Raw genomic sequence first — 22,000 nt, 5'->3', positions numbered from 1 at the left:
CCCCCGGCGCTGATTTCGGAATTGCACCTGCCCCTTGCCCGCGGGAGCAAAAAGGGGCGAATTGCTCCTATGTCGGATGAATGGCTCAAACGATTTTCAGCCCTGCGCCCCGGACTTGAACTGGGTGTGCTGATGCTGGCTGTGCTGGCACTGCTGGTGCTGGGCACACCGACTGCGCCGCCCCCGGCCAATCATGCAACGGCTGTTCACTTCATCGATGAAGCCCTCGACCTGGATCAGATGGAAAGCGCCAGCTGGCCCGAGGAAACTACATCCATCTATCGCTTGCCGGCACCGGAAACCTTGGGCTGGGTGCTTTGGAGAGATGTGGAGCTGGAAGGGCTGAACGGCCCTCTCGCCGTGCGGAGCGCAGGGCCGTTTTCCGGGCGTATCTACTGGAATGGTGTCCTGATCGGAGAGAAGGGCAGCCCCGCCGCCACCTCCAGAGCTGAAAGCCCCGGCAGGATCGACGCGGTTTTCTCCATCCCGCCCGATTTGATCCGGGAAAGCGGCAATCAACTGCTTGTGGAATTCTCCAGCCACCGCGCTGGCTATGAGCCGATGGTCATTTTGCAGGCACTGGCGATCACGCCCTATCGTGCTGATGACCGCCGTCCCCTGCGCGCCTATTTTCCGCTCGTCCTGACCGGTGGCGCCCTGCTGGCTCTTGCCGTCGGCATTGCCTGGCTTGGACGTTCGCATTCAGATCCGCGAGCCTGGTATCTGGCATCCGCCTTGGCGGCCCTCTTCCTGGCGGGTGGCGCCGAGGTTTCGCGCGCTTTCATCAACTATACCTATGACTGGCACCAGCCTCGCCAGGCTGCGCAATTCGGCTTTCTCCTGATCTTCGGACTGGCCCAGCTGCGTTTTGCCATCACCCGCTGGCCATCAAACAATCATGCCGGGCTGGCTCTGCAGGCCGGCTCGATGATCGCCATCACGCTCTACGCGCTCTGGGCGCCGGGGTATGATGCTAAGTCCAGCTTTGCCGTGGCCGTCGCCCTGTTCGCCACCGCAACATGGCTGGGCCTGTTTGCCAGTGGGCACACACGCTGGCTCTCCGCTGTTCTCGCCGTCATCGCCTGGTACGCGTTGCGCCTGCCCGGCGATTTCCTGGACCGGGCGGTCTATGCGCTGATGCTGGCGATGTGGGGATATCTGAGCTTGCGACTACCGGACCTTGTCGTCCCGAAAACCGGTCCGGCGCCCACCCAGTTCAAGATTTTGACCACGGGTCGCATGATCGTCGTCGATCGCGCTGACATCGTCTATCTCAGGGCGGCGGGAAACTACACCGAGGTTCACCTGGCCAATGGCGGCCAGCATCTCGACAATCGCAGCCTGGCGACGCTGACAGACGCGCTCGCGGGAGGCCTCCACCGCCTGCATCGCTCATACAGCGTCAATCTGGAACATGTGTCGGAGGTGAAAAGCGAGACGGGCAGCAAATACACCGCCCGACTGTCCACCGGCGCAGAGGTCCCGGTCAGCCGCAAGGAAGTGAAGGCGTTCAGGGAGTTGCTGGCACGAACCTCCGCCGCCTAGAGCGGAATATTATCGTGTTTCTTCCAGGGGTTTTCCGCCTTCTTGTTCTTCAGCGTGCGCAGGGCCGTGATCAGGCGTTTGCGGGTGTTGTGCGGCATGATCACATCATCGATATAGCCGCGACCCGCCGCTACGAACGGATTGGCGAAACGGTCTTCATACTCGGCGACGTGCTCCGCCATCTTGTCCGCGTCACCCAGATCCTTGCGGTGGATGATCTCGGCAGCGCCCTTGGCACCCATGACAGCGATTTCGGCCGTCGGCCAGGCATAGTTCACGTCACCACGAAGGTGCTTGGAGCTCATCACGTCATACGCACCGCCATAGGCCTTGCGGGTGATGACCGTCAGTTTCGGCACCGTAGCTTCAGCATAGGCAAACAGCAGTTTGGCACCGTGTTTGATCAGCCCGCCATATTCCTGCTTGGTGCCCGGCAGGAAGCCCGGAACGTCCACAAAAGTAACAAGCGGGATATTGAAGGCATCGCAGAAGCGGACAAAACGGCCGGCCTTGCGACTTGCGTCAATGTCCAGAACGCCAGCGAGCGACATCGGCTGGTTGGCAACAAAACCGACCGGCTGGCCGTCAAGACGGCCAAAACCGACGACAATATTGGTTCCGTAATCCGGTGCGATCTCGAAGAAGTCGCCTTCGTCAGAGACCTTCTCGATCAGCTCCTTGATGTCATAGGGCTTGTTCGGATTGGACGGGACCAGGCTATCGAGGCTCGGCTCCTGGCGGTCAGCACGGTCATAGACCGGGCGCACCGGCGGCTTTTCGCGGTTGGACAGCGGCAGAAAGTCGATCAGGCGACGCAGCTGGACAAGGGCTTCCAGGTCATTTTCGAACGCCCCATCGGCAACGCCGGATTTCTTGGCGTGTACGGATGCTCCGCCCAGATCCTCGTGCGTGACCTCTTCATTGGTGACCGTTTTCACAACGTCCGGTCCGGTGACATACATGTAGGACGTGTCCTTCACCATGAAGATGAAGTCCGTGATGGCCGGTGAGTAGACATCACCGCCCGCGCACGGTCCCATGATCATGGAGATCTGCGGAACGACACCGGACGCCAATGTGTTTTGCAGGAATATATCCGCATACCCGCCCAGCGACGCGACGCCTTCCTGGATACGCGCGCCACCGGCATCGAAAATGCCGATGATCGGGGCGCCATTTTGAAGCGCGGCCTTCTGGATCTTGACGATTTTCTGTGCGTGGGTCTCCGACAGGGAGCCACCGAACACCGTGAAATCCTTGGAGAAAACATAGACGAGACGACCGTTGATCGTGCCGTGACCAGTGACCACGCCATCGCCCGGGATCTTCTTGTCGGCCATGCCGAAATCAACACAGCGGTGCTCGACGAACATGTCCCATTCTTCGAAACTGTCATCGTCGAGCAGGAGCTCGATACGCTCGCGTGCAGTCAGCTTGCCCTTGGCGTGCTGGCTCTCGATCCGCGCTTCACCGCCACCGAGCCGCGCGCCATTGCGCTTTGCTTCCAGCTGTTCGAGCACATCTTTCATGGCAGGACGCCCCCTGTTTTCTTTCTCTTGCGAGGGGGATAGCAGAGGTCGCCCTGACAGCGCAATCACATCGCGCGCCTCTTGCTTTCCAGCCTATTGCGGCGGTGTCGTCTCGATCTCGATGTCGCTGGCAAACTGGTAGAACGCCTGCAGCGCTGGAAGCAGGTAACCGGTCTGGATGGAACAGCGGATAATGACCAGTTGTTCCGCGCCAGAGATGGAAACCATCATCGCCTCGAAACCCTGGTTCTCATGCGCACCGGCCCAGAGGTTTCGCATGGCCGGTCGGCCGTGCAGGTTGATAACCTCGGTCAGATACCCTTGGCGCCAGTCCACTCCAGACGCCTGCAACTGAGCCCCGACCGTCGCTGGATTGGCTGCATAAAACGCCTCCAGCCATTCCTGGGATGATGCCGCCAGGGCAAGGGTTTCCAGATTGCAGTTGGCACCGGCAAAGGCCCCGCCTTCCGGATACCAGGTCGGAAGACCGACAGCTTCGGAAGTTTCGGCGTTATGGACCCAGCCCGCGATTTCGCGACCGTCATAAACGCCATCCAAATGATCCTGGGCCAGGGCACCGGAGGTCACCCCCAGCAGGGCGGCAATACTCAACACAACGCGTTTCACTCTTCTTCCCCCGGTTACAAAGGCGGTGGTGCCAACAATGTCAGCCCCTCCGCGAAATCATAGAATTCCTGAATGCGGTCAAGATAACCACCATCGAACACCGTACATGTCAGCGTCACCAGCCTGCCGTTCGTGCCCACGGAGACAATCGCGAAATTGAAGGCCTGCCCCCCCACTTCCGCGGTCAGGACATTGCGCATCGCCGGACGACCATTGAGGTCAATAACCTCGGTTAGATGACCTGAACGGACAACAGTTCCGCCCGCCCGCATCTGCTCGGCAAAGATCTGCGGTGTGACAGCATTGAAATACTCAAGATAGTCAACGCGCCGACCCTGCACTTCGGATGCACCGACATTACAATTGGCACCATCAACATCGCTGCCTCCGCTGGCCGGAACCCAGGTCGGCAAGCCTGATCCTTGCGATCCGGCCTGGGAATAAACCCAACCCGGCACGTTACGGCCGTCATACAGCCCTTCGGCATATTCCTGGGCTGCGGCCGTGGATGCGATCGCCAAGGCGGCGAGTCCAAAAATCAGTTTTTGCATTCAAGTCCCCCTGAGGCCTGTTTCCGCGCTCCCCTGTCACGCGAAAAAGCGGCGTTAAACTGGCCTCTTGCTTGCATTACACAGTGCGAGGAGAAGTCCATGTCCCATTACGCCACGTCCTGCGAAATTCTCAAAGTCCAGAATTTGTCGCCGCGCCTGCGCCAGCACTGGCACGGCTTTGTCGACGCTGCGCCTGAACTTGCTTCTCCCTATTTCGACCTCGAGTTCACGGAGGCGATGTCGGCGGTCCGCACGGACACGCGGGTTGCTGTGTTTTATCGGGATGGTGTACCGGCGGGTTTCCTGCCCTTCCAGAAATCCATAAGCGGTGTCTTCCGCCCTATTGGCGGTCCGATGGGCGATCATCACGGCCTGATCTCCGATGATCCGGAACTTCGTTTCGCCAACCTGCTGAGGCGCAAAACATTCGGAACGCTGATCTATGATGGTGGCCTGGCGACGCAGTCGGATCTCCGCGAAAATGGGCACCCGGCCGAAGCGTCCTGGGTTGTCGACCTTTCCGAGGGGCAGCACGTCTATTGGGAAGGCAGACAGAAAGCCGAAGCCAAGGCCATGCGCAATCTGCGCGCCCGCGAACGCAAGCTGGACGCGTTGGGAGGCGAGGTCGTCTATCAAATCGATGATCCGCGATCCGAGGCGCTGGACCAGCTGTTGAGCTACAAGCGTGCACAATATGCTGCGACGGGCGCGACCGACGTCTTCCACGGCGATTGGGCGCGCCAGCTGGTCTACAACCTGTTCGCCCATCGCACGGACCGTCTGGCCGGCTGCCTCTCGACCATGGAACTGGATGGCAAGCTCGTCGCCGCGCATTTCGGCATTCGCTCGCGCGGTGTGTTGCATTACTGGTTCCCGGCCTATGACCCGGCCATGTCCAGTGTGGCGCCGGGTTTGCTCCTGTTCCGAGAGATGATTCGCCAGTTGACCGATCTCGGCCCGACGCAAATGCATCTCGGCCCCGGCAATTACGACTTCAAGAAGCGGTTCTCAAACAGCAGTTTTGATATTCTTCGCGGCGAGATTTCCAGCATGTCAGTCTCCAGCGCCGCTCTGGCCCTGGGCCGCGGCGTCGACCGGCTGGCCAGCGCCCTGCCCCTGGGACCAGTCTCGAACTGGCCGGCCAAGGCCTGGCGCCGGCTGGATACGCTGACCGCCGTGCGCGGTATCTAGAGCGCGTCCAGCAGACGCTCGACCGCCAAAATCTCGATCTTGAGATTGTCTAGGCGTTCCTTCGCCTCGGCATCCTCGCCCCAATGGCTGGCCTGGTAGTGCTCGTCCAGCGTGGACAGGGCAAAGGCCTGCTCACCGCTGATGCGCTTTTCCAGCAGCGCAAAACCCAGCACTGCTGATCCGGTCAGGGCCGTCGCCTGGGCCAGGGCTGCCAGTCGCCAGCGGTCCAGCTTGCCGGCGCGATTATGAATCAGGGTCAGGGCGACCGGGTCCTGGTCGATCGGCAAAACACCGGTCGCGGGCACCAGCTGTGCGCCGAGCGCCTCCTCGGCCCAGCTGAGCAAGGGATCCCAGGCCGCCGCCTGTGCGGCCACGAGATCATCCGGCTCCGGCGCACGGAAACACAAAAGGTCGGTGGAGGCGTATTTGGTGATTTCGGCAACCGTGGCCGGAATGTCCAGGCGATCCAGAGTGACATAGCTCAGCCGGGTCATCGGCATGCTCATCGGATCGATACGCTCGCCCTGCGCGGCCCATTCCTCGGCCAGCGCCTTGGCCAACGCCTGCGTCGGCAGGATCGCAGCGTTGCGGCCCGGCGTTTTCACACCACGGCCATCAAGACGCACCTCAAAGGCATCATCCACCGCCTCGACCGTCACGCTCTCGTAAAAGCGCTTGGGCAGGTTGTCCTGCTGGCTGGGGATGCGGACGCCGGGCTTGGTTTCGTAGTTCTCTGTCATGCCGCGCTCTCTTCCACACGAAGGGCGAACTGGTCCAGTGCCGTGTTCAGCGTGTCGAATGTGTGATGAACCTCATGCGCCCCGCCATCGCGGACCTCGTCCACCGTGTGAAATCCCCAGCTGACGCCCAGAGTGTGCACGTCGGCATTCCGCCCCATCTGCATGTCGAACATCGTATCACCGATCATCACGGCCTGGTGCGGATCCGTGCCGGTCTCGCCCATGGCATCCAGAATCATGCGCGGATGCGGCTTGCCCGGACCGCCATCAACCGTCTGGAATGTCTGGAAGTATTTGTGCAGATCATGATGTCCGAAGACGATATCCAGACCACGACGGGCCTTGCCTGTCGCCACGCCCAGCAACCAGCCTGCATCGGCCAGCCGCTCGATCGTCTCCAGCGCACCATCATAAAGCGGCTCCTCGAAACCGGGTTCCTGACGCTGTTCCACAAAGGCCTCCTTGTAGAAGGTCGCCAGCTGCGGGATGCGCTCGGCCGGATAATCCACCGGCGCCAGCTTCAGCACCGCCTCGGTCAGTTCCAGGCCGACAATGGTTCGCGTGCGATCATAATCAATCCCGCCAAGCCCTGCGCGCTCGAAGGCGCTGTTCATGGCCCGCTGGATAATCTTGCGACTGTCGATAATGGTGCCGTCAATATCCCAGATGGCGAGCTTGAGCTGAGACGTCATGCGAATTACCTCTTGGTTTCGCCCGCTGACTAGGCGCGCTCGCGCCGCAAGACAAGCCCTGAAGGACTGCCATGCTCGACCAGCTCACCGATGACCAGCGCGACCGCCTGGACGCCGCCGCCTTCCGCCGCCTGCTGACCCATCTCGACGCCAACAAGGATGTCCAGAATATCGACCTGATGATCCTCGCCGATTTCTGCCGCAACTGCCTGGGCGACTGGTGGACCGAGGCCGCGCAGGCCGAGGGACTGGAGCTCGGCAGGGAAGACGGACGCGAACGTGTCTATGGCATGCCCTACACCCAGTGGAAATCAGAGCACCAACGCCCGGCCACCGACGAACAGATGACGGCATTCAAGGCCCGCATGGCGGCGAAGGGGAAGGGCTAAGCCAGCTGTTCCTCGATCATCTCTTCGTCGGCATCGCGCAGGTCAAAACCAAGCATGCCGAAAATCCGGTTCATGTTTCTGGGCAGCGGGGCCTCGATGACGAGCGGTTTGCCGTTGGCCCGCGGGAGCTCAAGGCGACGGGCATGCAGGCAGAGTTTCTGGTCGAGATCTTCCGGAGCCGGACGGTGACACGGGTATTTCTTGTCGCCGAGCACTGAGGTGCCCATCGCCTGGAGGTGCACACGCAGCTGGTGGGTCCGGCCGGTTACCGGGCGCAGGGCAACCCAGCTGGCCTTCTGGCCGGCATCGGCCACGACCGTGTAACGGCTAAGCGCGTGATGCGCGCCTTCATCACCATGACGGGCAGCGGTCATCACCTCCCTGTCCGGATCACCACCCGCACCGGCAGTTTTCTTCATGAAGCCTTTCACCTCGCCCAGGCGCGGTTTGGGAACGCCAATGGCAATCGCCCAGTAGGTTTTTTTCGTCTTGTGGGACTGGAAAGCCTTGGCCAGGCGCGCCGTGGCGGCCGGGGACTTGCCCACGACCAGAACGCCGGAGGTGTCTTTGTCCAGGCGGTGGACCAGACGCGGTCGCTGCAGGCCCTCGCCGAACGCATCCAGCAGGCCGTCGAGATGACGTGTCGTCTTGGAACCGCCCTGCACGGCGAGGCCAGAGGGCTTGTTGAAGGCGATGACGTCGTCATCCTCGTAGATCACCAGGGATTTGACGTATTCGATATCGCGATCGCTGAGCGTGTTCTTGGCCCGCATTTCCTTGGCGTCGGGAAGTGGCGGCACGCGCACTTCCATGCCTGCGCTGACCCGACTGTCCGGCTTTACCCGGCCGCCATCAACACGGATCTCGCCCTTGCGGCAGAGTTTCTGGACCTGGCCCTGGGTGATGTGCGGAAAACGACGCTTGAACCAGCGGTCCAGACGGCTGTCCTCCTCACCCTTCTCGACGGTAATTTTCTGTACCCGGCTCATGCCCAGACTTTCCTCATAATCATCAAACCGACCATCACTGCGCCAACTGACAGAATGACCGAACCGGCTGCATAGGCGAAAGCGTTCATCCAGGCACGCGTTTCCAGCATGCGCACCATCTCCAGCGAGAAAGCCGAGAAAGTGGTAAAGCCGCCAAGAAAGCCGACGGCAGCCAGGAAACGGATGGACGTGTCGTCAGCGCGCTCGCTCGCCGCCAGCCATCCAACCAGCAAACCCATCAGCAATCCGCCAGCAATATTGACCGAAAGCGTGCCCCAGGGCTGGCCGCCGCCCATTGTACGCAGGGCAAGCTGCCCTACGTAATGCCGTGAAATGGCGCCCAAGGCGCCACCGGCACCGATCAGCAGGATATTCATCATCCCGGCTGGTTAGGCCTCCGGGCGCGGATTGGCAAGCTGACACGTATCGGCGGTGGTCCTCACATCGGCATTACGAAACATTGCGAAACATGACCAATCCGTAATTTCATGTACTTTCGTTTAATCCATGCATATATGCAATTGTGCGTTCGCGAAACGTCTCTTCAGTTTCTGTCGTAACCCATTATTTACCCTGAGGCATCGCGGGAGGGACCGCGAGCATAGAAAACCGAAAGGACAGTCAAATGGACCGCGTTACGCAAACCTTGGCTACGGTGATCAATGTCCTGTTCGTCGCAGGCGTCTTCGGCGCCATGACGGTCGCGCTGGGCAGCACCTTCGCCTAAGCCTGAAGCGCTGCTACCCCTGTCAGCCCAGGGGTTTGGGGCCGGATCGCCTCCCGGCCCCGAAGCAGAGCTTCACAAGCTAAACAAAAAGCGGAAGAGCCTCACGGCTCTTCCGCTTTTGTTTTGCCTGACTGCACGCTATGAGTGCGGAATGCCAAACTGGATCAACCCGTTTCCACCGCGCAGGGCGTATTCGTTTCACGGCTACTCCAAGCCCATGAAATTGAACTACCCTGAGGAGGGTGAAGCGAGTGCCATGGGAACGTTCGGATCTCGCTTCTTCAGCATCTGGATCATTGGCGCCGCGACTTCCGTCGTGTTTGGCCAGGTCATTCAACTGCTCGCTGGGCAGGCATTGCCTGCGGCCATTCGCGATACCGAATTCATGACTCAACTCCAAGGACGCCTTTCATTGATAGGCTGGGGCATCATTCTGCTCCTGGGTCAGAGTTGGCTCCCCTTCTGGGCCGTCCGGCGAGCGAGAGATGCCGGCCTGTCTCTGTTTCAGAGCGCGCCCCATTTCGCGTACTTCGGGGTCAACTGTACCTTCCTCCTCGGCAGCTTAATCCTTGCAACTCCGCCCATCGGAAGCGATGCGGTCCAGTTGATCAACGTCACCATTCTTGTACCCGCGCTCTGGCATCTGGCCTGGCTATCGGGACGCCCCTCTTCCGCTGGCCACGAACCCGGTTAAACTGCAGCGAAATCCCGAACCGGAGCCGTACGCATGTTTCTCGCCGCCCTCGCCCTGAGCCTTTCCCTGCAGGACCAGGCCCAGCCTGACGCCCAGGAAACCGCGATCGAGGACGCGCTCGTCGGCGCCGAGGAAGACCTACCGCCACCTCCACCGACCGATGCCGCCAGCCTGATCGCACAGATTGATGGCGCCTGGGCCGCGTATGGTAATCTGGCTGGAGAACTGGGCGCGCGCCGGGCCCGCGAACGCTTTCTGGCCGAACAGCTGCTTCCAGTCATCGCGCGCAACGATCTGGATGAAGGTGCGCACGGGGCAATCCTGCGCGAAACCGCCGACACGATCCGGGAGGTGGAAGGCGCCAACACGGCCTGGGCAGTGGCACAACTCGACCCGGAGTTTTTCCCCATCCTCTATGCGGAGCAGACCCGGATGGGGGAACAAATCCTCAACTGGGCCGAGCGGGACGAGACCGCGGAAGGCACCATTGTCGCGGCGCTAGAAGGCGTGGCCATGATGGGCCTGATCGACGGCCCGGAATACGCACGGCGCGCGGATAGCTGGCGGGTCATGACCGGCCAGCCGCAATTGTTCGGCACGGCCGAAACCTGTTTCAATGGTCGGGTCAATCCGGGCAGTATCGAAGAGCAGGTCACGCTCGACGAACGCCGGGAAGCTCTGGGTCTACCCCTGATGGTCGAGGCCTGGACCGAGGACCGCCTGGCCCGGACGTGTGACGAGGAAAACGGTGAAGCCGAAGACGGCTGACACCGGCCAACCTTACCTATTTGTCGGAATGCTCAACGAATTGTGCCCGGTCTTGCGTTGAGCGTGCGCACCCACGGTGATTTCATTCCCAAATCGCTGGGATTACATGATGAAGTCACTGATCACGACCCTGGGTGCGCTGTTCCTGGCCGCCCCCACCCTTGCTGAAGAGCGCACCTACATCATCGACCCGGGGCATACCCATATCGTCTTCGAGGTCGAGCGTTTCGGCTATGCCGCGACGGTCGGCGTGTTTCCGGACAGTTCCGGCGAGATCGTTCTGGATATGGACCATCCGGAAAACAGCCGCGTCACCGCGAGTGTCAACACACCGACCGTTTGGACCGGTCTCGCCTCACGCGATCAGGCGGTCAACGGGCCCGGCTTTCTCAATACGGCTCAGCACCCGGAAATCCGTTTCACCTCGACTGCAATCGAGTTGATTGATGAGGACAGCGCTCGCGTGACAGGCGATTTCACCCTGCTAGGCGTGACACAGCCGGTCACGTTCGAGGTTGATCTCAACCGGATCGGCCCAGACCCGTCCATGGGCGGCCGGGAAGGTGCCGGTTTCTCGATGCGCGCCAGCCTCAACCGCTCAGACTTCGGCAATACGACAGCCGCAGCACTGATCGGCGACACGGTCACCATCCGCATCGAAACGCTTGGGCATCTGACCGAGTAATTACTTGCGTTTGCCCTTGACGCCACAGGCCGAGAGGAAAGCATCGACATCGGTCGTGCGCTGGCGCAGACGAATGCCCGCACGCTGACGATTGCGGTCAAGCGCACGGTTGAGGCTGTCACCGGAATTCAGGCGCAGGAAGTCATCCATCGGGTACATCGGCATCTCCATCTGTCGCCGGGCCTCTTGCGCCTTTTCGCGGCAAAGCGGGAGAGCCAGTTTGGCAAGTCCGCAATGCGCTTTCGCAAGGCGCTGTGGCGCACAGATTGAAACCGTCACGGAGCAGGCCTAGTGTCCGCTCATGACCCAGATGATTTCCCAGACTTTCGACGTGAAGGGCGGCCCGCAATTTGGTCGCGACAACGTCCCGAAACTTCGCTCAGAACTGCAAGCTCTCGGCCTTGATGGCTTCCTCGTCCCGCATGAGGACGAGTATGACAACGAGTATCTGCCGGACTGCAATGAGCGCCTGTTGTGGATCAGCGGATTTTCCGGTTCCGCCGGTGCTGCGATCGTCATGAAGGACCGTGCAGCGGTCTTCGTGGACGGCCGCTACACATTGCAAGTTCGCCAACAGGCCGACGGGGATATCTTCGATTATCGCGACCTGGTCGAGGAAGGCCTTTCCGGCTGGATCGAGAGCCAGGCCAGATCCGGTGAAAAGATTGGCTATGACGCCCGTCTGCACAGTCCGGCCTCGCTGAAACGGCTTCAGGTGTCAGCGCATCGCGCCGGCGTTGAACTAGTCAGCGTGGAGACCAACCCGATCGACACCGCCTGGACGGATCGTCCCGCGGCACCGATGGCGGAGATCAATCCGCAGCCGATGGAATTTGCGGGTGAGGAACACACCTCCAAACGCCACCGGATCGGTATCGCCATCGAGCGCGGCGCTGCAGATGCGGCCGTGATCACGGCACCGCCGTCGATCGCCTGGCTGTTCAACATCCGTGGCGGCGACGTTTCCCGTGCGCCCCTGCCCCTGGCGGCTGCGATCATCAACAAGGACGGCACTGCGACCCTGTTCGTGGAACCGAAAAAGCTGACGGATGAAACTCGCAGCCATCTTGGCAATGAAGTCGCCATCCGCCCGGAAAGCGAGTTCGCGGCCGGCCTGCAGGAGATGCAGGGCAAGACCGTGCGGGTGGACGCCTCCACTGCTTCGGCCTGGGTTTACGACCAGCTGAATGCTGGCGGCGCTGTGGTGCAGGAGCTGGAAGATCCGGTGATGCGCCCCAAGGCGACCAAGAACGCAGCCGAGGTGGAAGGCTCCCGCCAGGCGCATATCCGTGATGGCGCGGCCATCACGAAATTCCTGCACTGGCTGGATACCGAAGCCCAATCCGGCGAGATCGACGAAATCCAGGCGGCCCGCAAGCTGGAAGAGATCCGCATGGAACTGCCCGAGCTGCGGGACCTGTCCTTCGACACGATTTCCGGCGCCCAGGGCAATGCGGCCTTCGCCCACTATCGTGTGTCCGAGGAAAGCAATCTGAAACTCGTTCCGGGCTCGCTCTACCTGGTCGATAGTGGCGGCCAGTATCCGGACGGTACGACAGACATCACCCGCACCGTTCCGATCGGGCAAGCAACCGCCGAAATGCGCACACAGTTCACACGCGTACTAAAAGGCCATATCGCGCTGTCCCGAGTTCGTTTCCCGGTCGGCACGACGGGCACCCAGCTCGACACCCTGGCTCGGCTGCCCCTGTGGGAAGCCGGTTTCGACTACGATCACGGCACCGGACACGGTGTCGGTGCGTTTCTCAGTGTACATGAAGGCCCGCAACGCATCTCCAAGGCGCCCAGCGCCGTCGCACTGGAGCCGGGCATGATCGTGTCCAACGAGCCGGGCTATTACAAGGAAGACGGTTACGGCATCCGGGTCGAGAACCTCCAGGTCGTCTCGCCAGCCAAGGGCATTCCGGAGGGCGAGCGGGACATGCTGGGTTTTGAGACCCTGACCATGGCTCCGATCCACAAGGACCTGATCGACCTGCACCTGCTTACGCCGGCCGAGCTGGCCTGGATGGACGAATACCACGCAGAGGTACGCAACCGTATCCTGCCGCTGGTCGAGGGCGATGTTGCCGACTGGCTGCTCAAGGCGACCGAGCCTCTGGCCGGTGCCACACCGTGATGCGTACACCGCTGATCATCCTTCTGACAGCCGCCCTGCTGGGCGGCTGTTTTTACGCCGATGAAGCGCTGATCAGCCGTCGCGGCGCAGATTTCGCCGTCGCTGAGGGGGTTTACACCCACACCCCCTATCATCCCGATGGTCGGCCCTTCGATCGTCCCACCTGGACCGGGAAGATTGAACGGCGCGGATGGATCTATTCCTCCGATACTGCCGAATTCCCGCATTCGGATGTCCGCCTGCGCGAACTGGTACCTGGTGTTTATGCGGCCCAGAAAAAGTCGGACGACCACTATCTGTTCGGACTGGTCTGGGTCTATCCCGACGGACTTGTCAGCTATCACAACCCGTCCTGTTCGGATCTGTCCGACGCGGCGCGCGAGGCCTATGAACTCGTCGAGGAGATGGAGGACGGCGCCTGTAGGATTGAACGCTGGGACGTGCTCAGCGCAGTCCTGCAGACCTATCTGGCGGAACATGATGGCGCGCCTCGCCTCGACGGCGTTTACCGGCCCGTCGAATAGAGCCCTATTTTTGACGCGCGAACTTCCTAGAGTGGATTCAAATCACAGGGGAAGTCACGATGAAACAATACAGTTTTCTGACGCTACTCATTTTCGTTTCGATTGGACTAGGCGGCTGTTTCTATTCTGCCACTGACCTGATCTCCGAAGAAAACCGGGTTGAGACGCTCGCTGCGGGGGAATATCGCGCACTCACGCTGGATGAGGACGGGTCCTATTCCGAGCCGGAGGAGGTCTGGCAGGGAGAGATCACCTATCGCGATGGCCGACTTCATTCAGAGACTGAAGACATGCCGCTAGCCAATGCGGTCTTCATGCAGATTGACCAACATATTTTTGCCGGACACGCCAATACCTCCGACGATGACGAGTACGTGTACGTGCTTATGTTCGCCTATTCCGACGGCAGCTATTACGCTCACCTGCCCATGTGCAACCGTCTCTCCGCGGAAGCACGCGTTGAGCTGGGCTTTGCCGAGGAAGGTGACCGTCAGTGCGCGCTGACTGATACAGCGCACCTACGCGCAGTGTTCACGACCTATGTCGAGGAAATGGGTGGGCAAATCAGCGACGGCGTACGGCTCTTTCCCGTGGACTAGGACTTAAACCTCTCCGATCAGCTCGAACCAGGCATCCTCGGTAATGGTCTCGACACCGAGATCAGCTGCTTTCTTCGCCTTCGAGCCCGCACCGGGTCCCGCAATCAACAGATCGGTCTTCTTGGAGACCGAACCGGAAACCTTGGCGCCAAGCGATTGCGCCTTGGCCTTGGCCTCATCCCGCGTCATGCGTTCCAGCGTGCCGGTAAAGACAACAGTCTTGCCAGCGACCGGACTGTCGGCGGAGACCTGTTCGGCATCCTCGATGGTCAGCTGCGCTGTGAGACGCTCCAAGGCTTCAACATTGAGCGGTTCGGAGAAGTACTGCTCGAGCGCCTCCAGCGCAGTGTCACCTATACCATCAACCGCCAGGAGCTCAGCGCGCACCGTCTCGTCAGACAGGTTTCGGACCGCGGCGAAGAAACTCGACCAGCTGCCATAGGTCCGGGCCAGCAATTGCGCTGTCCCCTCACCGACGTGACGGATACCCAGCGCATTAAGCAGGCGGGCAAGCGAAATCCGGCGGCGCTCATCAATCGCATTGAACAGATTGGCCACGCTGGTTTCACCCCACCCCTCACGCTCCTGCAACGGGGGCTGGATTTCACCAGAAATATTTCGCTCACGAAGTGTAAAAATGGCAGACGGCTCCCGCACCAACCCCTCTGCGTGGAATGTCTCGACCTGTTTGCTGCCAAATCCTTCAATATCGAACGCCTTGCGTGAGACGAAGTGCTCGAGGCTTCGGCTGAGCTGGGCGTCGCAGACCATGCCTCCGGTGCAACGCCGCACCGCGTCCAGCTTGCCCGTTTTCTCATCATGCTCTCGCAATGCGTGAGAACCGCACACAGGACATTCGGTTGGAAAAACAAAAGCCTCACCACGGCCAGCGCGGTCAGCGTCAGCGACACGTACGATTTGCGGAATAACATCACCCGCCCGCTGGACCACGACGGTATCACCCACTCGAACATCCTTGCGGAGGATCTCGTCTTCATTGTGCAAGGTGACATTGGAGACCACCACACCGCCGACTGTCACCGGCTTGAGCCGCGCAACCGGTGTCAGAGAACCGGTGCGACCGACTTGGATATCAATGCCTTCGAGTACAGTCGTGGCCTGTTCAGCGGGAAACTTGTGGGCAATGGCCCAGCGCGGCGCGCGAGATGCGAACCCCAGCCGTTCCTGCCAGTCCAGGCGATCTACCTTGTAGACAACACCGTCGATATCATAACCAAGCGAGGCCCGTTGTGCCTCGATACCGTGATAGACCTCGAGGATTTCAGCCACGCTCCCGCATTTCTTCATATGCGAATTGGTTTGAAAACCCCAGGCGTCGAAACGATGTACCGCATCGAACTGGGATCCGGACAATGGCTGGGAAAGCTCTCCCCAGGCATAGGCAAAGAAACGCAGCGGGCGCTGTGCAGTGACACTCGGGTCAATCTGGCGCAATGACCCGGCTGCAGCGTTACGTGGATTCTTGTATTCCGGTCTTCCCAGCTCAACCTGACGCGCATTGAGGGCGGCAAAGTCCTCGTGGGACATATAGACTTCCCCCCGCACTTCCAGAACCTCCGGCCAGTCATTCCCCGGCAGAGCGTGCGGAATATCCTTCAAGGTCATGAGGTTGCGGGTGACATCCTCGCCGGTCGCGCCGTCGCCGCGGGTAGCGCCGGAAACAAGCTGCCCCTTCTCGTATCGCAGATTGGCGGAGAGCCCGTCGATTTTCGGCTCGGCAGTGATTTCGATCTTCTCATGCTCGTCCAGACCGAGAAAGCGGCGGATCCGGGCCACGAAGTCCTCGACGTCTTCATCATTGAAAGCGTTACCCAGCGACAGCATGGGCACGGCATGGGTGATCTCGCCAAACTTTCCGGACGGCGCTGCTCCAACACGCTGGGTGGGTGAGAACAGATCCACGAATTGCGGGAAGCGCGCCTCGATCGCAATCAGCCGCTGGCGCAGACCGTCATAGACAGCGTCGGAAATTTTGGGCGCGTCGTCCTGGTAATAGGCCTTGTCGTGTTTGCCGATCTCACGCGCCAGGCGGGTATGCTCATCTCGCGCCTCGGTTTCGTTAAGATGATCGACGTCTTTCAGCGCGCTCACGGCATCCCCCTCGGAATCACTCACACGCGGACACGTTACGCCTCTACCGCCATCAATGCATCGGCCTGTGCACGCGCAGCGTCGGTTATGTCAGCGCCGGACAGCATGCGGGCGACTTCCTCGCGGCGCTCCTCGCCCTGGAGCAGACGGAGCGTGGTCCGTACGCCGCCCTCGCCATCATCGGATTTCTCGATCTTCCAGTGATGATCTGCCACAGCAGCAACTTGCGGAGAATGCGTGACGACCAGCGTTTGACCGTGCCTGGACAATCGTTTGAGGCGCCGGCCTACCGCATCAGCAACGGCACCGCCCACGCCCTGATCAACCTCGTCAAAGACCATGGTGAGGCCCTGTTCCCGACCGGCCAATACGACTTTCAGGGCCAGCCCAAAACGCGACAGCTCGCCCCCGGAGGCAATCTTGTCGAGCGGCCCGAACGGCGCGCCCGGATTTGTGGAAACCTCGAACACGACCTTGTCCCAGCCGCGCGCACCTGCACGTTCCGGGTCGTCGTTCACGCTGACGCGAACTCGCGCCTTATCCATCTTCAAGGGAGCGAGTTCCTCCGCGACCTGTTTTTCAAGCCTTTGCCCGGCCTCTAACCGGCTCTTGGTGAGGTCCCGGGCCGCTGCATCGTAAACCGTCTGTGCCGACTTCACGGCCTTTTCAGCCTCGGCGATCAACTCACCGGCATCATCGATCGCCTGCAGCTGGTCCGCGAAACGATTACGCAGGGCGTTGAGCTCGTTCACAGGCACGGAATGTTTACGGGCTGCACCACGCAGAGCGAACAACCGCTCTTCGACCGCCTCCAGCCGCCCTGGTTCAACATCGAACGCATGACCAGCATCAGCCAGTGCTTCGCTGGCTTCCTCGAACTCGATCAGCGCGCGATCGATGGCAGATGAGGCCCGTTCCAGCGCTTTGCCGGCATCGCCGCCTTCACCGATCTGTTCTCGGACGCGATCCAACCCCCGCAACGCATTGTTGAGGCGGTTCTCCAATCCGCCGCCATCGCCGCGCAATGCGTCCTGTGCTGATTGCAGGTCGCCCAGGGCTCGCTCGGCCCCCATCAGGAACTGGCGTTCTTCAGCCAGCGCCTCTTCCTCGCCTTCATGAGGGTCCAGTGTGTCCAGCTCGCCCAGCGCGTGACGCAAATAGTCCTGCTCGCTCTCCGTCGCATTGTTGGAGCGGATCAACTCCTCCAGCCGAGCCTTGGCATCAGAAACATGTTTCCAGGCACTGTGACACTCAGTCAGAAGGCCGGAATGGTCTGCATAGGTGTCGAGATAGGCGACATGGGTCTTCTGATCCATCAGGCCACGGCCGTCATGCTGTCCATGAATCTCGACCAGGACTTCTCCCAGCTGGCGTAACAGACCGACGCTCGCGGCCTGGTCATTGACATGAACGCGCGAACGCCCGTCCTCGCTCAGACGGCGACGCAGAACAACGGGTTCCCCAGGCTCCAGGTCGATGCCAGCGTCCTCGAGCACCGTTTTCGCGGCATGGCAGTCAGGCAGGTCAAACTCGGCGGTGGCGCGGGCTTCCGGCGCCCCTGAGCGAACCTGCCCGCGATCGGCACGTTCTCCAAGTGCAAGGCCGAGCGCCCCGAGAAGAATGGATTTTCCTGCACCAGTCTCGCCGGTAAGCGCGCACAATCCACTCTCGAAAACCGCATCAAGCGTGTCGATCAGGACCACATTGCGGATTGAGAGTGATTGCAGCATTCGGCGTGGTGAAACCTCGCCGGTTAACCGAACAGCCGGCGCCAAGCGCGCTGGAAATAGCTCGGATCGCCTTGCTCGATACCCTCGTCGAGAGCGATACCCTCGCGAGAGAGAAGTGCGTAGCTCGCATCATACCATTCACTGCCCGGGAAGTTATAACCCAGGACGGAGGCGACCTGACGGGCTTCCTCGTCGATTCCCAGGGCTACATAGGCCTCGACCAGACGGTGAAGCGCTTCCGGCGTGTGTGAAGTGGTTTCATACTCAGCAACTACATTACGGAAGCGGTTGATCGCCGCCAGATGGAAATTGCGGCGCAGATACCAACGGCCAACATCCATCTCCTTGCCGGCCAAGTGGTCACGCGTCATATCAATCTTGAGGCGCGCGTCCGTAGCGTACCGGCTCTCCGGGAAACGACGGACAACTTGCTGCAGTGCTTCCATGGCCTGCTGGGTCGTCTGCTGGTCACGGCCCACATCCATGATCTGTTCGAAATAGGATATCGCGATCAGATAATAGGCGTAGGCGGTGTTGCGATTACCCGGGTGCAGCGAGATAAAACGCTGAGCATCCGAGATCGCTTCCTCGTAATTGCGGGACTGATAGTTTGCAAAAGCCGCCATCAACATCGAGCGGCGAGCCCATTCCGAATACGGGTGCTGGCGTTCGACCTCGTCGAATTGCGCAGCCGCCAGGCGGAACTGGCGACGATCCATTGTCTCGAAGGCTTCCGCGTAAATCGTCTCAACCGGTCGCTCTACATAGGCGACAGAGTTGTCCACGCGGCTGGCGCAGGCGGCCAGGATGGCGGAACCGAGAACGGGAACGATCAGGCGCGGCGAAACAGGCATCTACACGACTCTTGTAGTTAATCAGCCGATATCGGCCAGTCTTGAACAGCTTTGTAGCGGATCATTCGCCGGGGCAAAAGGCCCGTGTCAGTAAGTCGGTCAAATTTCAGGATTTGGCGAGCGCCACTTCCTTGGCCACACCACCGCGCATCGGCACCATTTTCCATGCCGAAGTGTCGCTCAGTAGAGCCCGGAGAGCCTCGTTATTGATGGCATGCCCCGGTCGGCTGGCTGAATAGCGACCGAGAATCGGTGCGCCCGCAAGGTATAGATCCCCCAGAGCGTCCAGCGCCTTGTGACGGACAAACTCGTCGGCGAAACGCAAACCTTCCGGATTTACGACGCCCTCCTCGTCGAGAACAACGGCATTGTCCATGGAACCACCACGGGCGAGGCCGGCTGCGAGCAGCGCTTCGTAATCCTTCTTGAAACCGAAGGTACGTGCTCCCGCGATATCCTCGGCGAAAATATCCGGCGTAACGTCGAAAACACAGCTTTGACGGCCCACCGCCTGGTGTTCGAAGCTGATATCAACCTCGATCATGGGACGCAGGGCCGGCAGGAAGCTGGCGCGGCGGCCTTCGGTCTCCACGACGACCGGCTTGAGAACCTGTATCGCGCGGCGCGGCATGGCATGCGCCGTGAGGCCCACCTTGTGAATAAGCTCAACAAAGGGAGCAGATGACCCGTCCATAACCGGCAGTTCGGGGCCATCGATCTCAACAATGAGATCATCAACACCGATACCGGCCAGGGCCGCCATCAGATGTTCGACAGTCGCAACAGTCGCGCCTGCGGCATTGGAAATTGTCGTACCAAGACGAACCGCGGAGACAGCGTCAGCGCGCGCTTCAATTCGATTGTCGTGAGACTTGATGTCGGAGCGGATAAAGACGATGCCGGTACCAGCGGAAGCAGGTTGCATCACCAGGCGAACATGATCGCCGCTGTGGAGCCCTACGCCTGCACACACAACAGGTGCGGCCAATGTTTGCCGGTTAATCACAACTACTCGCCGTCGTCTTATGGTTACCCAAATGCGGCAAAAAAGCCGCCCCTTCGCTTACAAACAACGACAGGGGCGGTTAGACTACAACTAAAGCTTTGTTGCGGTTTGTTACGCGATTGTTTCAATCAATTCGCCTGGCGACGCAGGAAGGCCGGAATCTCAAGATCGCCCTCGTCCAGGCTGTCACCAAACAGGTCCCCGGATGGCGCGCGCGGTGCTTGGACACTGGGCGCCTTGGAGGCGACCGGAGCCGTTTTTGGTGCGCTCTCAGCCGGCTTGCGACGACGTCCAAACAGCGAGAAACCGCGCTTGGGCTCTTCCGCAGGCGCTTGCGGAGTTGGAGCGGTTGCAGCAGGTGCCGGCTCTTCGCTGGCACGACGCTGCTCGTAACGTGCATTCAGTGTTTCCGCCTCACGCTGGAGACGCTCACGATCCATGACGACCTGCGGTGCCTCGACCGGAGCCTGGGCAACCTGTTCAGCCGGAGCAATAAACGGATCAGCAGACGGCATCTCGCGCTGCTGAGCCACAGCATCGACCATTTCCTCGGCACCCGCAGCCAATTTCATCGGCTCTGCCTGGACTTCCGGCTCAACCGGTGTCTCGTGACGTGGCTGTGGCGCTTCGGAGCGTTGCTGCTCGGCCATGACCCGACCCGGACGATCAGAATTCATGCGCTTCCACGGGAGGATGGCGTCATTGGCGTTATTGCCGGCGGCAGCGGGCTGAGCCGCGACTGCCGGCTGCCGTTCAGCCGGACGTGTACGGGCACGTGGGTCCGGAGCCACCATGGCTTCAGCCTCGATACCGGTCGCGACCACCGATACACGCATGGAACCTTCCATGTTTTCGTCGAAGGTAGAGCCGACGATGATATTCGCATCCGGATCAACTTCCGCGCGGATTTCATTGGCAGCCTCGTCCACCTCGTAGAGGGTCATATCGTACCCGCCGGTGATGTTGATGAGCACGCCGGTGGCGCCCTTCATGGAGACATCGTCCAGAAGCGGATTTGAAATCGCGGCCTGCGCAGCTTCAACGGCGCGTTTCTCGCCTTCGGCCTCGCCCGTGCCCATCATCGCCTTGCCCATCTCGTTCATGACGGCGCGAACGTCGGCGAAGTCAAGATTTATCAGGCCCGGCATGACCATCAGGTCGGTAATTCCACGGACGCCGGAATGGAGAACCTGGTCGGCCATGGAGAAAGCTTCGGCAAAGGTCGTCTTTTCCGTCGCAATGCGGAAGAGGTTCTGGTTCGGGATCACGATCAGCGTGTCGACATGATCCTGGAGCTGGTCGATACCGCTCTCCGCCATTTTCATGCGGCGCGTGCCTTCGAAGTGGAACGGTTTGGTCACCACACCGACGGTCAGGATGCCCATCTCGCGCGCTGCTGCGGCCACGACGGGCGCTGCGCCCGTCCCCGTGCCGCCGCCCATGCCGGCGGTGATGAATACCATGTGGGCACCGGCAAGGTGCTCACGGATCTCGTCAATGGATTCCTCAGCAGACTGGGCACCAACTTCCGGTCGCGCGCCCGCGCCCAGGCCTTCGGTGATCGCCGCGCCGATCTGGACGCGCTTTTCAGTCTGTGAACGGGTCAGTGCCTGGGCGTCGGTATTCGCAACGACGAAGTCGACACCTTCCAGGCTGGATTCAATCATGTTGTTGACCGCGTTCCCCCCTGCGCCGCCGACACCAAAGACGACGATGCGCGGCCGCAATTCGGTCGTTTCCGGAATGGAGAGATTGAGCGTCATGATCGACCCCGTGTACGGATATTAAGGTTAACAGCGATTCACGGGGTATTGTCTGCTTGGGAGCCTTAAGCGAGTGTTAAGCGTGATAAGAAATGCATAGAATTTGGCAGGATTTATTGACGAGTGGTTTTCCGCGCCGGCACCA

Annotated in this window: 22 protein-coding genes; 9 read left to right on the top strand and 13 right to left on the bottom strand. The window is 60.6% G+C overall.

The genetic code is table 11. The features are described 5' to 3' along the window. The first annotated feature begins 69 nt into the window (after positions 1-69). Positions 70-1,545 carry a LytTR family DNA-binding domain-containing protein gene (locus tag SIC17_RS12975; RefSeq protein WP_412545628.1) on the top strand — a complete coding sequence of 492 codons (1,476 nt, stop codon included), beginning with the start codon at positions 70-72 and terminating at the stop codon, positions 1,543-1,545. Here the strand turns inward: SIC17_RS12975 and SIC17_RS12970 are convergent. From SIC17_RS12970 to SIC17_RS12960, 3 genes are all read right to left on the bottom strand, one after another. Beyond that, a complete protein-coding gene (locus SIC17_RS12970; protein ID WP_291892578.1) occupies positions 1,542-3,074 on the bottom strand; it encodes an acyl-CoA carboxylase subunit beta in 1,533 nt (510 codons plus the stop codon). The genes SIC17_RS12975 and SIC17_RS12970 overlap by 4 nt on opposite strands. Before the next feature lie 93 nt (positions 3,075-3,167). Then, positions 3,168-3,701, bottom strand: coding sequence for a hypothetical protein (locus SIC17_RS12965; protein ID WP_412545627.1), 534 nt, complete (start codon positions 3,699-3,701; stop codon positions 3,168-3,170). 14 nt (positions 3,702-3,715) lie between these two features. Continuing rightward, positions 3,716-4,252 carry a hypothetical protein gene (locus SIC17_RS12960; RefSeq protein WP_291892574.1) on the bottom strand — a complete coding sequence of 179 codons (537 nt, stop codon included), beginning with the start codon at positions 4,250-4,252 and terminating at the stop codon, positions 3,716-3,718. A 99-nt stretch (positions 4,253-4,351) separates the two neighbouring features. On the opposite strand from SIC17_RS12960, the gene SIC17_RS12955 reads away from it, so the two are divergent. After that, positions 4,352-5,443 (top strand): GNAT family N-acetyltransferase, encoded by a 1,092-nt coding sequence (locus SIC17_RS12955; RefSeq protein ID WP_412545626.1) that lies wholly within the window; start codon positions 4,352-4,354, stop codon positions 5,441-5,443. Here the strand turns inward: SIC17_RS12955 and SIC17_RS12950 are convergent. Further along, positions 5,440-6,183: an ATP12 family chaperone protein gene (locus tag SIC17_RS12950; RefSeq protein WP_412545625.1), complete on the bottom strand. Its 744-nt coding sequence runs from the start codon at positions 6,181-6,183 to the stop codon at positions 5,440-5,442. The genes SIC17_RS12955 and SIC17_RS12950 overlap by 4 nt on opposite strands. Next, the gene (locus SIC17_RS12945; RefSeq protein WP_291892568.1) at positions 6,180-6,875 is read right to left on the bottom strand and encodes an HAD-IA family hydrolase; all 696 of its coding nucleotides are present in this window, start codon (positions 6,873-6,875) and stop codon (positions 6,180-6,182) included. Before SIC17_RS12945 ends, SIC17_RS12950 begins: the two co-directional genes overlap by 4 nt. Positions 6,876-6,946: 71 nt before the next feature. Here SIC17_RS12945 and SIC17_RS12940 point away from each other — a divergent pair, with 71 nt between their 5' ends. Further along, a complete protein-coding gene (locus SIC17_RS12940) occupies positions 6,947-7,264 on the top strand; it encodes a DUF1244 domain-containing protein (protein ID WP_412545624.1) in 318 nt (105 codons plus the stop codon). On the opposite strand, the gene SIC17_RS12935 is transcribed toward SIC17_RS12940, so the two are convergent. Both SIC17_RS12935 and crcB read right to left on the bottom strand, forming a co-directional pair. Continuing rightward, positions 7,261-8,253, bottom strand: a complete 993-nt coding sequence (locus SIC17_RS12935; protein ID WP_412545623.1) for an RluA family pseudouridine synthase — start codon at positions 8,251-8,253, stop codon at positions 7,261-7,263. The genes SIC17_RS12940 and SIC17_RS12935 overlap by 4 nt on opposite strands. Beyond that, positions 8,250-8,633, bottom strand: a complete 384-nt coding sequence (gene crcB, locus SIC17_RS12930; protein ID WP_291892563.1) for a fluoride efflux transporter CrcB — start codon at positions 8,631-8,633, stop codon at positions 8,250-8,252. Before crcB ends, SIC17_RS12935 begins: the two co-directional genes overlap by 4 nt. Before the next feature lie 498 nt (positions 8,634-9,131). Here crcB and SIC17_RS12925 point away from each other — a divergent pair, with 498 nt between their 5' ends. The 3 genes from SIC17_RS12925 (at position 9,132) to SIC17_RS12915 (ending at position 11,127) form a co-directional block, all read left to right on the top strand. Next, positions 9,132-9,674 carry a hypothetical protein gene (locus SIC17_RS12925; protein WP_412545622.1) on the top strand — a complete coding sequence of 181 codons (543 nt, stop codon included), beginning with the start codon at positions 9,132-9,134 and terminating at the stop codon, positions 9,672-9,674. 33 nt (positions 9,675-9,707) lie between these two features. Further along, positions 9,708-10,442, top strand: a complete 735-nt coding sequence (locus tag SIC17_RS12920) for a hypothetical protein (protein WP_412545621.1) — start codon at positions 9,708-9,710, stop codon at positions 10,440-10,442. Between the two features lie 109 nt (positions 10,443-10,551). Then, the gene (locus SIC17_RS12915; RefSeq protein ID WP_412545620.1) at positions 10,552-11,127 is read left to right on the top strand and encodes a YceI family protein; all 576 of its coding nucleotides are present in this window, start codon (positions 10,552-10,554) and stop codon (positions 11,125-11,127) included. Here SIC17_RS12915 and SIC17_RS12910 read toward each other — a convergent pair whose 3' ends face one another. Further along, on the bottom strand, positions 11,128-11,286 hold the full coding sequence (locus SIC17_RS12910) for a hypothetical protein (protein ID WP_412545619.1): 159 nt from the start codon (positions 11,284-11,286) through the stop codon (positions 11,128-11,130). A 142-nt stretch (positions 11,287-11,428) separates the two neighbouring features. On the opposite strand from SIC17_RS12910, the gene SIC17_RS12905 reads away from it, so the two are divergent. From SIC17_RS12905 to SIC17_RS12895, 3 genes are read left to right on the top strand one after another with little or no spacing between them, the layout of a single operon-like run. Continuing rightward, a complete protein-coding gene (locus SIC17_RS12905) occupies positions 11,429-13,267 on the top strand; it encodes an aminopeptidase P family protein (protein WP_412545618.1) in 1,839 nt (612 codons plus the stop codon). Further along, positions 13,267-13,791, top strand: a complete 525-nt coding sequence (locus SIC17_RS12900) for a hypothetical protein (RefSeq protein ID WP_412545617.1) — start codon at positions 13,267-13,269, stop codon at positions 13,789-13,791. Before SIC17_RS12905 ends, SIC17_RS12900 begins: the two co-directional genes overlap by 1 nt. Positions 13,792-13,850: 59 nt before the next feature. Then, complete coding sequence (locus SIC17_RS12895; RefSeq protein WP_412545616.1) at positions 13,851-14,390, top strand: hypothetical protein; 540 nt, start codon at positions 13,851-13,853, stop codon at positions 14,388-14,390. 3 nt (positions 14,391-14,393) lie between these two features. On the opposite strand, the gene ligA is transcribed toward SIC17_RS12895, so the two are convergent. The 5 genes from ligA to ftsZ form a co-directional block, all read right to left on the bottom strand. Beyond that, positions 14,394-16,502 (bottom strand): NAD-dependent DNA ligase LigA, encoded by a 2,109-nt coding sequence (gene ligA / locus SIC17_RS12890; RefSeq protein WP_412545615.1) that lies wholly within the window; start codon positions 16,500-16,502, stop codon positions 14,394-14,396. 35 nt (positions 16,503-16,537) lie between these two features. Next, complete coding sequence (gene recN, locus SIC17_RS12885) at positions 16,538-18,232, bottom strand: DNA repair protein RecN (RefSeq protein ID WP_412545614.1); 1,695 nt, start codon at positions 18,230-18,232, stop codon at positions 16,538-16,540. A 23-nt stretch (positions 18,233-18,255) separates the two neighbouring features. Next, positions 18,256-19,086 (bottom strand): outer membrane protein assembly factor BamD, encoded by an 831-nt coding sequence (locus tag SIC17_RS12880; protein WP_291892548.1) that lies wholly within the window; start codon positions 19,084-19,086, stop codon positions 18,256-18,258. Positions 19,087-19,192: 106 nt separating this feature from the next. After that, positions 19,193-20,059, bottom strand: a complete 867-nt coding sequence (gene lpxC / locus SIC17_RS12875) for a UDP-3-O-acyl-N-acetylglucosamine deacetylase (protein ID WP_412546930.1) — start codon at positions 20,057-20,059, stop codon at positions 19,193-19,195. A 161-nt stretch (positions 20,060-20,220) separates the two neighbouring features. Then, positions 20,221-21,855, bottom strand: coding sequence for a cell division protein FtsZ (ftsZ, locus tag SIC17_RS12870; protein ID WP_291892544.1), 1,635 nt, complete (start codon positions 21,853-21,855; stop codon positions 20,221-20,223). Positions 21,856-22,000: the final 145 nt, after the last annotated feature.

It is taken from the genome of Maricaulis sp. MIT060901, assembly GCF_047123815.1.
Lineage (GTDB): Bacteria > Pseudomonadota > Alphaproteobacteria > Caulobacterales > Maricaulaceae > Maricaulis.
This window is presented reverse-complemented; position numbering and strand designations above follow the sequence as displayed.